At 45.7% G+C, this 13,934-nt stretch carries 13 protein-coding genes; 3 read left to right on the top strand and 10 right to left on the bottom strand.

Annotation, left to right across the window (positions count from 1 at the left end):
- Nucleotides 1-47: 47 nt before the first annotated feature.
- Nucleotides 48-1,559, bottom strand: a complete 1,512-nt coding sequence (locus tag IE103_RS05085; protein ID WP_189344867.1) for a leucyl aminopeptidase — start codon at nucleotides 1,557-1,559, stop codon at nucleotides 48-50.
- 116 nt (nucleotides 1,560-1,675) lie between these two features.
- On the opposite strand from IE103_RS05085, the gene lptF reads away from it, so the two are divergent.
- Genes lptF through IE103_RS05070 form a run of 3 tightly spaced genes read left to right on the top strand, consistent with a single transcriptional unit; the run spans nucleotide 1,676 to nucleotide 4,402 of the window.
- Nucleotides 1,676-2,836, top strand: a complete 1,161-nt coding sequence (lptF, locus tag IE103_RS05080) for an LPS export ABC transporter permease LptF (RefSeq protein ID WP_189344866.1) — start codon at nucleotides 1,676-1,678, stop codon at nucleotides 2,834-2,836.
- Complete coding sequence (gene lptG / locus IE103_RS05075) at nucleotides 2,836-3,966, top strand: LPS export ABC transporter permease LptG (protein WP_189344865.1); 1,131 nt, start codon at nucleotides 2,836-2,838, stop codon at nucleotides 3,964-3,966. The genes lptF and lptG overlap by 1 nt, the downstream gene beginning before the upstream one ends.
- A gap of 55 nt (nucleotides 3,967-4,021) precedes the next feature.
- Entirely contained in the window at nucleotides 4,022-4,402 is a 381-nt protein-coding gene (locus IE103_RS05070) for a sirohydrochlorin chelatase (protein WP_189344864.1), read from the top strand.
- Here the strand turns inward: IE103_RS05070 and IE103_RS05065 are convergent.
- The 9 genes from IE103_RS05065 to IE103_RS05025 form a co-directional block, all read right to left on the bottom strand.
- Nucleotides 4,392-4,829, bottom strand: coding sequence for a bacteriohemerythrin (locus IE103_RS05065; RefSeq protein WP_189344863.1), 438 nt, complete (start codon nucleotides 4,827-4,829; stop codon nucleotides 4,392-4,394). The two genes, IE103_RS05070 and IE103_RS05065, sit on opposite strands and share 11 nt — an antisense overlap.
- A 239-nt stretch (nucleotides 4,830-5,068) precedes the next feature.
- Nucleotides 5,069-5,812 carry a uroporphyrinogen-III C-methyltransferase gene (cobA, locus tag IE103_RS05060; protein WP_189344862.1) on the bottom strand — a complete coding sequence of 248 codons (744 nt, stop codon included), beginning with the start codon at nucleotides 5,810-5,812 and terminating at the stop codon, nucleotides 5,069-5,071.
- Nucleotides 5,805-7,130, bottom strand: a complete 1,326-nt coding sequence (locus IE103_RS05055; RefSeq protein WP_189344861.1) for a sulfate adenylyltransferase subunit 1 — start codon at nucleotides 7,128-7,130, stop codon at nucleotides 5,805-5,807. Before IE103_RS05055 ends, cobA begins: the two co-directional genes overlap by 8 nt.
- The gene (gene cysD / locus IE103_RS05050) at nucleotides 7,130-8,065 is read right to left on the bottom strand and encodes a sulfate adenylyltransferase subunit CysD (RefSeq protein ID WP_189344860.1); all 936 of its coding nucleotides are present in this window, start codon (nucleotides 8,063-8,065) and stop codon (nucleotides 7,130-7,132) included. The genes IE103_RS05055 and cysD overlap by 1 nt, the downstream gene beginning before the upstream one ends.
- 43 nt (nucleotides 8,066-8,108) lie before the next feature.
- Nucleotides 8,109-8,828 carry a phosphoadenylyl-sulfate reductase gene (locus tag IE103_RS05045; protein WP_189344859.1) on the bottom strand — a complete coding sequence of 240 codons (720 nt, stop codon included), beginning with the start codon at nucleotides 8,826-8,828 and terminating at the stop codon, nucleotides 8,109-8,111.
- Between the two features lie 4 nt (nucleotides 8,829-8,832).
- Nucleotides 8,833-9,360: a DUF934 domain-containing protein gene (locus IE103_RS05040; protein ID WP_189344858.1), complete on the bottom strand. Its 528-nt coding sequence runs from the start codon at nucleotides 9,358-9,360 to the stop codon at nucleotides 8,833-8,835.
- A 12-nt stretch (nucleotides 9,361-9,372) separates the two neighbouring features.
- Complete coding sequence (locus IE103_RS05035; protein ID WP_189344857.1) at nucleotides 9,373-11,079, bottom strand: nitrite/sulfite reductase; 1,707 nt, start codon at nucleotides 11,077-11,079, stop codon at nucleotides 9,373-9,375.
- Nucleotides 11,080-11,219: 140 nt separating this feature from the next.
- On the bottom strand, nucleotides 11,220-11,993 hold the full coding sequence (locus tag IE103_RS05030; RefSeq protein WP_189344856.1) for a sulfite exporter TauE/SafE family protein: 774 nt from the start codon (nucleotides 11,991-11,993) through the stop codon (nucleotides 11,220-11,222).
- 219 nt (nucleotides 11,994-12,212) lie between these two features.
- Entirely contained in the window at nucleotides 12,213-13,895 is a 1,683-nt protein-coding gene (locus tag IE103_RS05025; protein ID WP_189344855.1) for a sulfatase-like hydrolase/transferase, read from the bottom strand.
- Between the last annotated feature and the right edge of the window lie 39 nt (nucleotides 13,896-13,934).

Genomic DNA, 13,934 nt, shown 5'->3' with positions numbered 1-13,934 from the left:
GCGCTCGATGCGGGCATGGAGCGCGTCTTGTAATTAGATACTGAAGTTTAGCCTGCGCGATTCATCAAGAAGGTCGCCAGCATAGGCACTGGGCGACCTGTCGAACCTTTTGCTGCGCCAGATTTCCAAGAAACGCCAGCGATATCTAAATGTACCCAAGTGTATTTCTTAGTGAAACGCTCGAGGAAACAAGCTGCTGTGATTGAACCTGCTGCTGGACCACCAATATTCGCGATATCAGCAAAATTGGATTTTAATTGCTCGTTATACAGCTCGCCAATTGGCAAACGCCATGCAACGTCGTTGGCTTGCTTACCAGCGCTCAGAAGTTCTTCAGCCAACTTGTCATGCGTATCATCATGACGTGTGAATAAACCAGTCGTGTGATGACCAAGTGAAGTAATGATGGCACCAGTTAAAGTTGCAACGTCAATGACCGCTGCTGGTTTGAAGCGCTCAACATAAGTTAATGCATCACACAAAATTAAACGACCTTCTGCATCGGTATTTAAGATCTCGATCGTTTGGCCGGACATCGAAGTGACGATATCACCAGGACGAGTCGCGCTGCCAGATGGCATGTTTTCACAAGTTGGAATGACGGCGATCACATTCAATTTCAATTTCATTTCGCCAATCGCACGCATGGTGCCGAGTACAGAACCTGCGCCGCCCATGTCGTATTTCATTTCATCCATGCCTGCGCCTGGTTTCAAAGAAATACCACCGGAGTCAAACGTAATGCCTTTACCAACCAATACCACCGGCGCGTCTTTAGCTTTGCCGCCCATGTGCTTCAAGACAATGAACTTTGGTGGTTCATCGGTGCCAGCTGACACCGACAAGAAGCTATTCATCTTTAAGGCTTGGATTTGCTTACGCTCTAATACTTCCACACCCATGTTGAAATCAGCAGCGATTTTTTTCGCGGTGTTCGCCAAGTGGGTAGGTGTGCAGAAGTTGGCAGGCATATTGCCTAATTCTTTGGTCAATTCCATACCATTCACCAAAGCGATACTTTGCGCTAGAGCGACTTTTGCTACAGGCGCTTCGTTTGCTGCTACATAGATCGCGACTTTTTTGACATTGGCGGCGACCGTGTCTTTTTTGCTCTTGTGTGCGTCGGTACGGAAAATCGCTTCTCTGAATGCAATCACAGTTTGACGAATCGCCCAAGTTAAATCGCGTCCATCGACTGCAGGCAACATTAAGCTAACGTCAGTGCCACCAAGATTATTCAAGCCACGCGCTGCGTTTTGTACAGCTGCGATGTAAGCTTTTTCAGATACTTTGTTGGGATCGTCACCTAGACCAACCAATAAGACGCGCTCAGCGCTGACATCAGCCAGATTGCGCAGCATTAGCGTAGAACCAGATTTCCCAGAAATATCGCCTGATTTCAATGCGGCGTCGATGACGCCTTTTTTGTTGAGTTGCGTTGCAGCTGTTGATAATTTTTTATTTTCGAACACGCCAACGACGATACAAGCGGTCTTGATGGTGCTGGCATTGTCTGCTGCTGTGCTTTTGGCTGCTAGTGTTTTTATGCTAAAGTCCACGTCTTGCTCCTTATTGTCGATCAGCGTTATTTTTTTGAATTTCGCTTAAATACGTAAAACGACTATTATAACCCCCTTGCTTAGTCTCCATAACTACTAATAAGATCTACTCGATTATGATTTTTCAACGTGCGCTCAGACGAGAATTATTTAGTGCTGCCAGCGCTGTGTTTACGACACTATTTACCATCACCGTCACCTTTATGCTGATTCGTATTCTGCGTGACGCTGCGGGCGGCAAAATTGCCTCTAGTGATGTATTGATTTTAATTGGCTTTTACTCGCTCGATTACTTCCCCATTTTATTGATACTCACCGGTTTCATTTCGGTTTTGCTGGTGGTCACCCGTGCCTACCAAGATTCAGAAATGGTAGTTTGGTTCGCATCAGGTTTGAGTTTGACGCGTTGGATTCGCCCGATTTTGAGTATCGCCATTCCCTTAACTTTGGTGGCTGCTACGCTCAGCTTATTAGTGTCACCATGGGCGAATGAGCAAATGCAAGAGGTGCGTAATCGTTACGAAAAACGCGAAGATATTGCGAAAGTTGCGCCAGGTAAATTTCAAGAATCGCGTGGCGGTGGTCGTGTTTCATTTGTGGAAGAAGTATCAGGTGATTTAAGCAAGGTACAAAATATATTCACAAGCATGATTAACGATGGCCGTTCTAGCGTGATTGTGGCGAAAGAGGGCAGAGTCGAAATCGATGAGCATGGTGATCGATTCTTAGTCATGAGCCAAGGGCGGCGTTACGATGGTTTGCCGACTGAAGGCGATTTTCAAATGATGCAATTTGAAAAATATGCCGTTCTTTTGTCAACCCAAAGCAGTGTTGAGGCGAATAATAAATCAGCAAAAGCCTTGCCCTCAAAAACGCTGATTGAAGAGCCTAGTCCCGTGCGAGATGGTGAATTGTTGTGGCGGGTTTCATTACCATTTATGGGATTGTTATTGATGTTATTGGCGATCCCCTTAGGTTATGTCAATCCACGGGTTGGCCGATCCGCGAATATGATCGTTGCGTTAATTTTGGTTGCGGTGAATTTAAATATTTTGAATATGCTGCAATTATCCGTGGTGCAGGGACGTATGAGTTTTTGGCAAGCATCGTGGCCTATGCATCTTGTGGTGGCAGTTCTAATTACCTTCTTTTTCATGTGGCGTCTAAAAGTGAATAGCAGCTGCCATCCAATGAGTGTTTGGGGACGTATTAAGTGCCAAATTTATCGTAAAACCAAACAGCAATGTGTCGATCACGATCAGATGGTGGGTAACTAATGAAAGTACTACAACGCTATTTTGGTAGTGAAATCATTCGCTCGGTGTTTTTTGTGCTTTTTGCCTTATTGGTCCTCACGTCTTTCTTTGATTTGATGAAAGAGTTGGGATCGGTTAATAAGAATGGCTATTTGTTAAAGCACGCGATTTTCACTGTTTTGTTGAATATTCCTGGCAATGCCTATGATTTTTTACCGATTGCGGTATTGATTGGCACGATCTACGTGTTGGCACAATTTGCGAGTAATTCTGAATTTACGATTATGCGCGCGGCAAGTATGTCGTCTTGGACCGCGGCAAAAATGCTAGGGAAAATCGCTATCGTATTTATTTTGTTTACTTACTTTTTAGGTGAAGTCGTCGCGCCGATGTCGACCAAGCTTTCTAAGCAAATTAGTATGCAAGCAGCATCCGCACCGCTCACGCAAGGATTTCGTAGTGGCTTGTGGACGAAAGACTTAATTCGCAGTAATGATAGCAATGCTGCCGTGATTGGTACGCGTTTTTTGAATGTGCGTGAAGTGTCACCTGAGCGCGTACTACTTGGTGTGAAGATCTACGAGTTCGATACCAATTTTCAATTGCTGCGCGAGATCAATGCGAAACAAGCCGTCTATGTGCGATCGCATACTTGGGAGTTAAGTGATGTGGTGGAGACGAGCTTCCCGCAAAATTTAGCGACGCAGACCATGATTGAGTCAGACACACATAAATTAGCGACTAAGGAATTAAATTCGGAAATCACACCAGATATTTTGTCTGTATTGTTTACGGAAGTAGATCGTATGTCGGCGTTTGAGTTGGCTTCCTACACCAGGCATTTGACTGAAAACAAGCAATCGACAGAACGCTATAAAATCGCATTTTGGAAAAAGCTTACCTACCCAATTTCGATTCTTGTGATGATGGCTTTAGCACTGCCATTCGCCTATCTGCATGCGCGTGACGGCGGAATCAGTTTGCGCATTTTTAGTGGAATTATGTTGGGAATGGTGTTCTATTTGGTGAATAGTTTGTTTGCGTATTTAGGACAAATTAATACTTGGCCGGCTTTGATGACGGCGCTCTTTCCAAGTCTAATTTTTTCTCTGCTTGCCTACGCAGGTTTGCGTTATGTTGAACGACATTAATCATTCAAGTCCTTAACTTCATGAAGTTACGTAAAGCTCAATTTTTAAGGTTTTTATGAAGAAACAAGCATTAATTTTATTTGCACATGGCGCACGTGCAGCGAGCTGGGCCGAGCCATTTTTACGACTGCAAAAATTAACTCAAGAGAGTGAACCAGAACTCAAAGTTGAATTGGCGTTCTTGGAATTGATGCAACCGCAATTACCAGAAGTGGTAAAAAATTTGGTTGATCTGTCCTATGAGTCGATTACGATTACGCCGATTTTTTTAGGGCAGGGTGGGCATTTATTACGTGACTTACCTTTGATGGTGGAAGAGATACGCCAGCAATATCCGACTCTACAGATTCAGCAAGTGGCGGCTGCTGGTGAGGATGCGGGCGTTTTACAAGCTATACGTGATTATTGCTTGCGCGCGGTTGCGGTTAATCCGTAGTCGGCAATTGCTCAGTCTTCGACATCACTAAAGTACCGTGTAAGGTATCTGCCAAGTGTTTGTCACTGAGTAAAATATGTGAAGTAAGCCAGAAACGTAAGAGCTCTGCAGTTTCGATTGCAACTAGTTCACGCGCCCGATTTAACTCGTTCTGTAAGTCAGTGACGCGCTCCAATAGTTTTCTATGTTGTTCTTTATGCGCCTTGAATCGAGGATAGGCGATGGACTTCATGAGATCTTCTTCTCTCTGAAAATGCTCCTGCGTATAGGTGGCAAGCCTTTGTAAAATGTTCGAGAGTGTTATGTAGTCTTGACCGAGGTCAGCTGCGTCATGCAATTCATTGACCATACCAATGAGGGTTTTGTGATCCTCATCGATCATGCTGTCGTGAACACTCAAGCTATCATTCCATTCAAAATATTCCATGTGACGCCTAATGACTGTTGAGAGTCGAAAGTTTCAGAACGGCAATTTTACGAGCCATTGCGAGAATGAAACTTATTCTAGCGCAAGTTTTTTGCGAAATCATGTATTCACATGGATTTAACAAAATGTTTGAAACTTGAAGCGTATATCTCATCAAGAATTGAATGAGGCTATTGATTTTAGATAATCAATCGTATTCAGCTACGCAAACTTAGTTTCACAAACTTAAGTACGCAAACTTAGTTGCGCTGACGCATCGCTTCGCCCATCATTACCAGTACAGGGCCATCACAGGCAGGCAAGCCGTTTGCTAAATCACATAGTTTCAGATGCAGGTGCTGCTCTTCTGGACGGCTGCAACTTTGCACGATCACAATCGGTAGATCAGGTGAAAAACCTTTCGCTAACATGCGTTGCGCAGTGAGTATCGCTTCTTTGCCACCCATGTATTGAACTAAGGTGTCGCAATCTGGAATGCGTGTTTCCGCAGCCTCACCGGGTGCGGTACTGGAGGTAAAAAGCGCGACACTGCGCGCTACGCCGCGTTTGGTTAATGGAAGTTGTACACTGGCTGCGGCTGCCATTGCGGTAGTGATGCCGGGTACAATTTCGAAACGTATTCCAGCGTGTTCCAACGCTGTCATTTCTTCATCTGCACGACCAAACAACATCGGGTCGCCACCTTTTAGACGCACTACGATGGCGTGTTGTTGCGCTGCTTCGATCAATTGTTGATTGATGTGTTCTTGTGCAGCAGAGCGTTGTCCGCTACGTTTGCCTACCGATACTTTGATCGCTTGTGGGCATAGTTCCAGCATTTCTGGCGTGACCAATGCGTCGTGTAAAACAATATTCGCTTGCGCTAACAGTTTGGCACCACGCACCGTAATCAAATCAACTGCTCCTGGACCAGCACCGACTAAATAGACGATGCCTGTTTCCTGTTGGATCGAGGGCGAAGTTGATTCAGATAGATTAGCCAAGACGTATCATTCCCGCTGCGACAGTTTGATGGGTGACTTCGTCGATCAAAATAAATGCGCCAGTAGCACGAGTGATGTCGTAAGCATCGGCTGCTAAGGCTTGCTGTACATTGATATTGACGCGAGCGATGTCGTTCAATTTAAGTGTATCAGTTGGGCGGCGTTCTTGGGTATTGATATCCAATAAAGTGTCGATCGACGCAACACGTGCCGCGACTTGACGTGTCGTATGTTTCAACCAATATTTGCGACGCGAGTCCAAGGCTTCTTCAGACAACCAACATACATCGGCGCTCACAGATTTTAGTACGGTCGCCGGACGATCTGCCGCCGCCAACATGTCGCCACGTGAGATATCAACGTACTCATTGAGCAAAATGGTGACGGACTGTCCAACTACTGCAGTTTGTAATGAGCCGTCTAAAGTTTGGATATCTTTGACGGTCGCGCTTTGGCCCGAAGGCTGGACCACGATACTGTCACCAACACTGATTTTGCCCGCTTCTATGCGTCCCATGTAGCCACGGAAATCATTCGCTTCGTGACCATTGTGACGTGCGACTAATTGCACAGGAAAACGGAAAGGCTCGTCGTGGCAGTCGTCATACACGTTTAAAGATTCCAATAACTCGATTAAAGTCGGGCCTTGGTACCACGCCAGATTGTCGCTATTGGTGACCACGTTATCGCCAGCCAGTGCGGACAGCGGAATTGGATGCACGTCGCGTAAACCTAATTGGGCTGCGAAGCTTTGGTAAGCAGCGACGATACGGTCGTACACCGTTTGATCGTAATTGACCAAATCCATTTTGTTGACAGCCACGATCACGTGTTCGATTTGCAGCAAATGGGCGATGGTGGAATGACGCTTGGTTTGTGTGAGCAATTCCACGCTGCCATCTTCACCGAATTTTACTTTGGAGACGTCGATCAAAATAATCACCGCATCGGCAGTCGATGCACCAGTCACCATATTGCGTGTGTATTGCTCATGACCCGGTGTGTCGGCGATGATGAATTTACGTTTTGGCGTGGCGAAATAACGGTAAGCGACGTCGATGGTAATGCCTTGTTCACGCTCGGCTTCTAAGCCATCAGTTAGCAATGACAAATCAATGGTGTCACCAACGGTACGCTTATGCTTGGCTTTGGAAATCGCATTTAATTGGTCCGCAAAGATGCCTTTACTGTCGAATAGCAAACGACCAATCAGCGTACTTTTTCCATCGTCCACGGAGCCAGCCGTGATGAAGCGTAATAGGCCGCGTTCACGTGTGAGGTCGTTGGCCGTGGCGGATTGTTGTAGCTGGGTGCTCATTAGAAATATCCTTCTTTTTTACGTTTTTCCATGGAGGATTCAGAGGTTTGATCATCCATGCGTGTGGCGCCGCGTTCAGTGATTTGGGTGACTGCGGTTTCTTCGATAATCGCTTCAACAGTCGCGGCTTCGGAAGAGACCGGGCAAGTACAAGAAATATCACCAACGGTGCGGAAGCGCACAATTTGTTTCTCTACGGTTTCGCCAGCACGTGGTGGCGTTAAATCTGTTACCGGAACTAGTAAGCCATTGCGCGGAATGACTTCACGTTCATGTGCGAAATAGATAGGCGGTAATTCCAACTTTTCACGCGCGATGTATTGCCAAACATCGAGTTCTGTCCAGTTAGAAATCGGGAACACACGCATGTTTTCACCAGGGTGAACGCGGGTGTTATACAAGTCCCATAATTCAGGACGTTGTGCTTTGGGATTCCATTGTCCGAATTCATCGCGGAAGGAAAAGATACGTTCCTTGGCTCGCGCTTTTTCTTCGTCGCGACGCGCACCGCCTATGCAAGCATCAAATTGATGTTCCGCAATCGTCTCTAACAAGGTTACAGCTTGTGCTGCATTGCGTGAATCAGTTTGTGGATTACGCAAGCGTACCGTGCCACGCTTGATTGAATCTTCAACCGAACCGACAATCAGACGTTCGCCCAGTTCCGCCACGCGTTTGTCACGGAAAGTGATCACTTCTGGAAAGTTGTGACCGGTATCGACGTGTACTAAAGGGAAAGGGAATTTGCCCGGACGAAATGCCTTTTCAGCGATACGCAATAACACCACAGAATCTTTACCGCCTGAAAATAGCAGGGCAGGGTTAGTACATTCAGCAGCCACTTCACGCATGATGTGGATGGCTTCGGATTCCAGCCAATCGAGATGGCGATTACTCGCGGCATCAATGAAGTGATTTTCTACTACGGTGTTCATGCTAAGCCTTTTAATTAAGTATTCGGTTTTCAAATAATTTCGTTCAAATTGCTTTAATGCGGACTAATTTTCCATCCACCACATGCAAGCCACATTCTTTGGACTCGGGATTTTCCCACCACCAGCGCCCTGCGCGTATGTCTTCACCGGGTTGGATGGCGCGGGTGCAAGGCTCGCAGCCTATCGAAGGGTAACCTTTGTCATGTAAGGCATTGTAAGGCACGTTGTTGCTGCGGATATAGTGCCAAACATCATCTTCTGACCAATCTGCCAAAGGGTTGAATTTTTGCATTGCATGCGCGACATCGTCTTCTTGCACGGCCAATTCGGTACGTGTCGCAGACTGTGCACGTCTTTGGCCTGTGATCCACGCTTTTTTACCTTTGAGCGCACGATTGAGTGGCTCTACCTTACGAATTCTGCAGCATTCTTTACGCATGTCTACGCTATCGTAAAAAGCGTTGATGCCATGCTGCCTGACGTAATCTTCAACCGCTGCGAGATTCGGTTTAAACAATTGAATGTCGACAGCATAGGTAGCGCGAATTTTGTCTAGCATTGCCAAGGTTTCTTTGTGCAGACGACCAGTTTCCAAAGAAAAAATACCAATATTAAGTTGGCGACGCAAAATTAAATCCGTTAGCACCATGTCTTCTGCCGCGAGGCTAGAGGCGAACACTGCGGGCGTAAATTCACTCGCAATTTTCTCTAAGATCGCGACGGTGTTGGCTAATCGGATTTCGTATTCGCTTGTTTCGTTCATGGCTTTAACTACCTGTTCTTGCCGCACGACGGAATAAGGGATTTTTTTCATCAACCGAACTTTGGTATTTTTCACTAAAGTCGGTCAAACCTTTGATAGCGTCATGAATGTTTTTGTCAGCGCGAACTGCAAAGGCGTTGAAACCTACGCGTTGCATATAAAACAGTTGGTCGCGTAGCACGTCGCCGATCGCACGTAGCTCACCCGTATAGTTGAAGCGTGTGCGTAAGTTGTAAGCAATAGAGTAGCCACGGCCATCAGCAAATTTAGGAAAATCGACAGCTAACAAGTTAAATAAATGCAAGTCTTGCTGTAATTCTTTGGCTTGCTCATTACTGCTAAACCAGACAGCGATATCTTGACGTTCTTTGGCGCGTTGGATTAATTTGTCACGTTGAAATTGCCACACTTTGAGTGGCACAATCACTTTTCCTTCGGGTACTTCGATTGCGTCGGCGGTATCGTCTTCAGACAATTGCAAGATTTCCCAATTGTCTTCCACTACCGCGCGATCTTTAATAATTTTCGTCATGTATTTCTCCCCCTAGTACACTACTGCAGAGCCGGCATCTTCTCCGTGATGCTCGATCGTTTTTATTGGTGTTGCATAAACATATTCTTTGAATGGTGCAATGCCCAAGCGTTGTGCGGTATCGATGAAGCGTTCTCCTTCGGCACGTTCGCGCAGATATACTTGTACGATACGGTCGATCACTTCTGGCATTTGTCCGGCTGAAAATGAAGGACCGATAATCTTGCCTATCGCTGCTTGATTGCCTTGCGCGCCGCCGATAGACACTTGGTACCACTCACTTCCATCCTTATCGACACCCAAAATACCGATATTGCCGACATGGTGATGGCCGCAGGCATTGATACAACCAGACATATTTAATTCCAACTCACCGATGTCGTGCAGATAATCCAGATCGTTGAAACGGTCAGTAATATCGAGCGCGATCGGAATTGATTTGGCGTTCGCCAATGAACAGAAATCACCACCTGGGCAGCAAATCATATCGGTCAATAAACCAATATTCGGTGTTGCTAAACCATGTGCTTTGGCTTCTTTCCATAAATCAAATAAGCGACTTTGTTCGACATCGGCTAATACCAAATTTTGTTCATGGGTGACGCGGATTTCGCTAAAACTATAGCGATCTGCTAAGTCGGCAACAAAATCCATCTGATCCGCACTGGCATCACCTGGTGGTACGCCAGGTTTCTTCAGTGATAGCAAAACGGCATTGTAACCTGCTTGTTTATGCGGTTTTACATTCCGCTTCACCCAATTCGAAAATGCCTTATTTTCTTGTTGTAATTGCACAAAATTTTCATCAGTTGCGGGTATGTTGGCATAAGCAGGTGCAGTGAAGTATGCCGCCACACGCTTTAATTCTGCTTCAGTTAATGTACCTGGACCATCTTTAATGTCTTGCCATTCTTCTTCTACCTGACGAGCAAATTCTTCAGCGCCGATTGCTTTTACCAAAATCTTGATACGCGCTTTGTAAATATTGTCGCGACGACCGAATTGGTTATAGATACGCAAAATCGCTTCTAAATAAGTCATCACGTGTTGCCACGGCAAGAACTCTCGAATCACACTGCCCAAAATAGGCGTACGTCCCATGCCACCACCGACCATCACTTTAAAGCCAACTTCGCCAGCATCATTGTGAACAACGGTTAAACCGATATCGTGAACGGCAATCGCTGCACGATCTTCCTTGGCACCGTTGATGGCGATTTTGAATTTGCGTGGTAAATAAGCAAATTCAGGGTGAAACGTGGTCCATTGACGCAAGATTTCTGCATACGGACGTGGATCAATAATTTCATCTGCAGCCACGCCAGCAAATTCGTCTGACGTGATATTGCGCATGCAATTACCGGAAGTTTGAATTGCGTGCATTTCCACACTGGCTAACTCGGCCAAGATGTCGGGCGTGTCCTCTAAGTTGATCCAGTTGTATTGGATGTTTTGGCGTGTCGTGAAGTGACCATAACCGCGATCGTATTTACGCGCAATAAAAGCGAACTTTCGTAACTGTGTTGAAGACAGCAGACCATATGGTACGGCAACCCGCAACATATACGCATGACGCTGCATGTACAAACCGTTTTGCAAACGCAAAATACGAAATTCATCTTCCGTCAGTTCATTGGCGATGCGACGGCTTACTTGATCGCGAAATTGCGCAACGCGCTCTTGAACGATTAAATGATCATGTTGGTCATAACGATACATCTTCAAACTTCCTATTCAAAACGTCTTACCAAAAAGTGGCGTCGACATTATCAACGTGCTGATGGGATAAATAACTTGTTTAGTGAAACTGATTTTCTGATTAATTTTGTGATTGGTTTTAGCATTAATAACGTCGCCAATTACAAAACTAATTTACAGGCCACTAAAGTGAGTGTTGTCGCTAAAATTCCGCGCAAAAATTTTTCGGGTACCGCTTTGGCTGCCAGTGATCCAAGTGTGATTCCGGGTACGGAACCAAGCAATAATGAACCTAGCAATTCCCAGTTGATTGATCCTAACCACCAATGACCAATTGCCGCAATCGCGGTGAGTGGTACTGCATAAGCGATATCGGTGCCTGCAACGTGTGCTGCTGGCATTTTGGGATAAAGCAAAACCAAAATTGTGGCACCAATCGCACCCGCGCCGATCGAGGAAATAGTGACTAAAATTCCTAAAATCGCACCAGCAATAATCGTCGCACTCGCGAGTTTTTTACCTTCAAGCTGGCGTTCTGGATGGGCATTGATCCATGCGATTAATTTACTACGATACAAAATGGCAATCACGGTTAACAATACCGATACCGCGATCGAATAACGAATGATTTGTCCTAACTCCTGGCTTAAACCACCAAAATATTTTAATGCTAATGTTGCTACAAGTGCTGCAGGCAAGGCGCCGATGCAGAGCAAGCGAACCACATGCCATTCGACTGAACCACGCAGACGATGTGTTAGGGTGCCAGTCGCTTTGGTAATTGAAGCAAATGCCAAATCCGTTCCTACCGCTACTGCAGGCGACACACCGAACAAGAGTGTGAGCAGTGGCGTCATCAATGAGCCACCGCCGACACCGGTCAATCCGACCAAGGTGCCAACTGCGAATCCAGAGATGATGTAGGTGAGTGTCATATAGCCTCATACAAAGTAGCCTGCATGATAAGTGCAGCTTACTTTATAACCAACTACTTAGTATTTATTTGCTTATATGCAGTTTGACTATATAGAAATCTGATTTCTGTGATTAGTGGACTTGAATTAAAGACGCTGCTCTACGGTGATTATGATTCGTATGAAGGAACCAAACGCAAGACATCTACGGACCAAGTTAGTCTGGCTTAATTGCTTAGATCAGTTACGAAACGTCGAGATAGGAATACCTAACTCAGGATTTTTGAACTGATAAGTTGGGCTCAGTATGTTTTTGCTTTCTTGTTGTCCAGTCCATTGAATTTCCATCAGCGTTAGCATGGTCCATCCTAGCCAATCCAATCGAAATGGTCTTTGCGCTAGTGCTTGATTCGCTTCGATTGTTGACGGATGATTATTCCAAATAAAGGCAGGAATTCGAAAGCCCGCCGCTGTGCTTGCACTATGTCCTGCATGATTACGTGTGTGTGCAACTTCCTGCCCATGGTCAGAGACAAAAATCCAAGCGCCACGTTGATCTTTATCGAGCGCCTGTTGGGTAATTTCCAGCGTTTTTACAACTTGCGCATCATGATTTCGTATTGCTGCATCATATTCATTGCGCTTTTCGATCAACCAACTAGAACGTCTTTGTCGCTCTAAGTCACGATAGACTTTGTCCTTACTATCGATATATAGATTGGCATTCTCTGGGTAACGCATCTTGTATTGAGGATGGGCACCGAGCATGTGTACAACAATCAATTTGCGTTGCACAGGACGTGCTAGTGCAGCGATCAGTGGTTGATGGGTGCTGCTATCGGAGGAACTGCTGTCGCGTCCAGGTATGTTATTCAGCATTTCTAAGTGATCAGCAAATCGTGCATGCTCTTGTTCGATTGCTTGCCCATCATGGTTGCTGATCCAAGTAATATGGTAGCCGGCCGCTTTTGCCAGTGCTAATAAATGAACTGGTTTTGCGTTCGGTGTATCTAGATAAAACAAGCTCTTTAATGAAGCAATTGTTGCAGCCTCAACTGACCACGCATAGCGAAAATTGATTACTTGCTCCGGCATACGTTTGCTGAGGTTTTCAAGTTGTGGCGTAGTTGTGCGCGGATAGCCATGAGTCGACATATTGTCGCGATTGAGGCTGTCGGACAAGATCAGTACTAGGGTCGATGAAGTATTTCCTTCTGCTACCGCTTGTAGTGATTTGGCGAAGTTCAGTTGCTTTTCACGTTGTGCTTTCAGATCATGCCAATTCGATCTCAGTTCTATCGTAACCAGTGAAATTCTGGGCCAAAAGTACAGAGGATGGAGCTTGCGCCAAGGCTTACTCGCATAGCCAACGACGCACAAAATAATCGCCACGCCGAGAAGGATTTTTAGCCACAATGACTGGATGCGAAATTGTTTTGCGTTTGTGCTACTTGCGCTAGCGGAAAACACGAGAAAAACCAAAAAGCCGATAGAAAAAATACTTAGTATCACTAATTGGATGATAGGTAGCGCATAGCTAGCAATAAACTCGCGAGACTCTAATAAGCTGGTATTGGCAACAGCACTTAAAACCATCGAGCTATCTGGCGCAGCTTGATAAGCTTCGCTGATGAAACGTCTCAGTACACTATCGAGTACGAATGCGATCAGCGCAACGCATACAAAAATAACGCGGAGTCGTTGATGTCGCGGGCTAGCTAGTGGGATGAATAAAATCAGTAAGAATGGCAAAGCCAAGACCAGCATTTGTGCTGTTTTAATTTGATCGTGACCAAAAACTTCAATACCAATCATCAAGCATGCCAGTACCCACCAAGACCAAATCGGACGTTGCGGATGCGACCATAGCGAGTTTGTCCAACGACGGATAGCTTGAACTTGTTGAAGTGGGGCGAAAAACATAAGTGCGACGATCAAGCTAGCATGAAGTAATGGGCAGCC

This window comes from Affinundibacterium macrobrachii (assembly GCF_014652415.1).
Lineage (GTDB): Bacteria > Pseudomonadota > Gammaproteobacteria > Burkholderiales > Burkholderiaceae_D > Undibacterium > Undibacterium macrobrachii.
This window is presented reverse-complemented; position numbering and strand designations above follow the sequence as displayed.

Bases quoted from the DNA above. Each gene is read 5' to 3' on its own strand.
- lptF (WP_189344866.1), top strand. From the start codon at position 1,676: ATGATTTTTCAACGTGCGCTCAGACGAGAATTATTTAGTGCTGCCAGC.
- lptG (WP_189344865.1), top strand. From the start codon at position 2,836: ATGAAAGTACTACAACGCTATTTTGGTAGTGAAATCATTCGCTCGGTG.
- IE103_RS05070 (WP_189344864.1), top strand. From the start codon at position 4,022: ATGAAGAAACAAGCATTAATTTTATTTGCACATGGCGCACGTGCAGCG.
- IE103_RS05065 (WP_189344863.1), bottom strand. From the start codon at position 4,829: ATGGAATATTTTGAATGGAATGATAGCTTGAGTGTTCACGACAGCATG.
- IE103_RS05055 (WP_189344861.1), bottom strand. From the start codon at position 7,130: ATGAGCACCCAGCTACAACAATCCGCCACGGCCAACGACCTCACACGT.
- cysD (WP_189344860.1), bottom strand. From the start codon at position 8,065: ATGAACACCGTAGTAGAAAATCACTTCATTGATGCCGCGAGTAATCGC.
- IE103_RS05045 (WP_189344859.1), bottom strand. From the start codon at position 8,828: ATGAACGAAACAAGCGAATACGAAATCCGATTAGCCAACACCGTCGCG.
- IE103_RS05040 (WP_189344858.1), bottom strand. From the start codon at position 9,360: ATGACGAAAATTATTAAAGATCGCGCGGTAGTGGAAGACAATTGGGAA.
- IE103_RS05035 (WP_189344857.1), bottom strand. From the start codon at position 11,079: ATGTATCGTTATGACCAACATGATCATTTAATCGTTCAAGAGCGCGTT.
- IE103_RS05030 (WP_189344856.1), bottom strand. From the start codon at position 11,993: ATGACACTCACCTACATCATCTCTGGATTCGCAGTTGGCACCTTGGTC.
- IE103_RS05025 (WP_189344855.1), bottom strand. From the start codon at position 13,895: ATGTTTTTCGCCCCACTTCAACAAGTTCAAGCTATCCGTCGTTGGACA.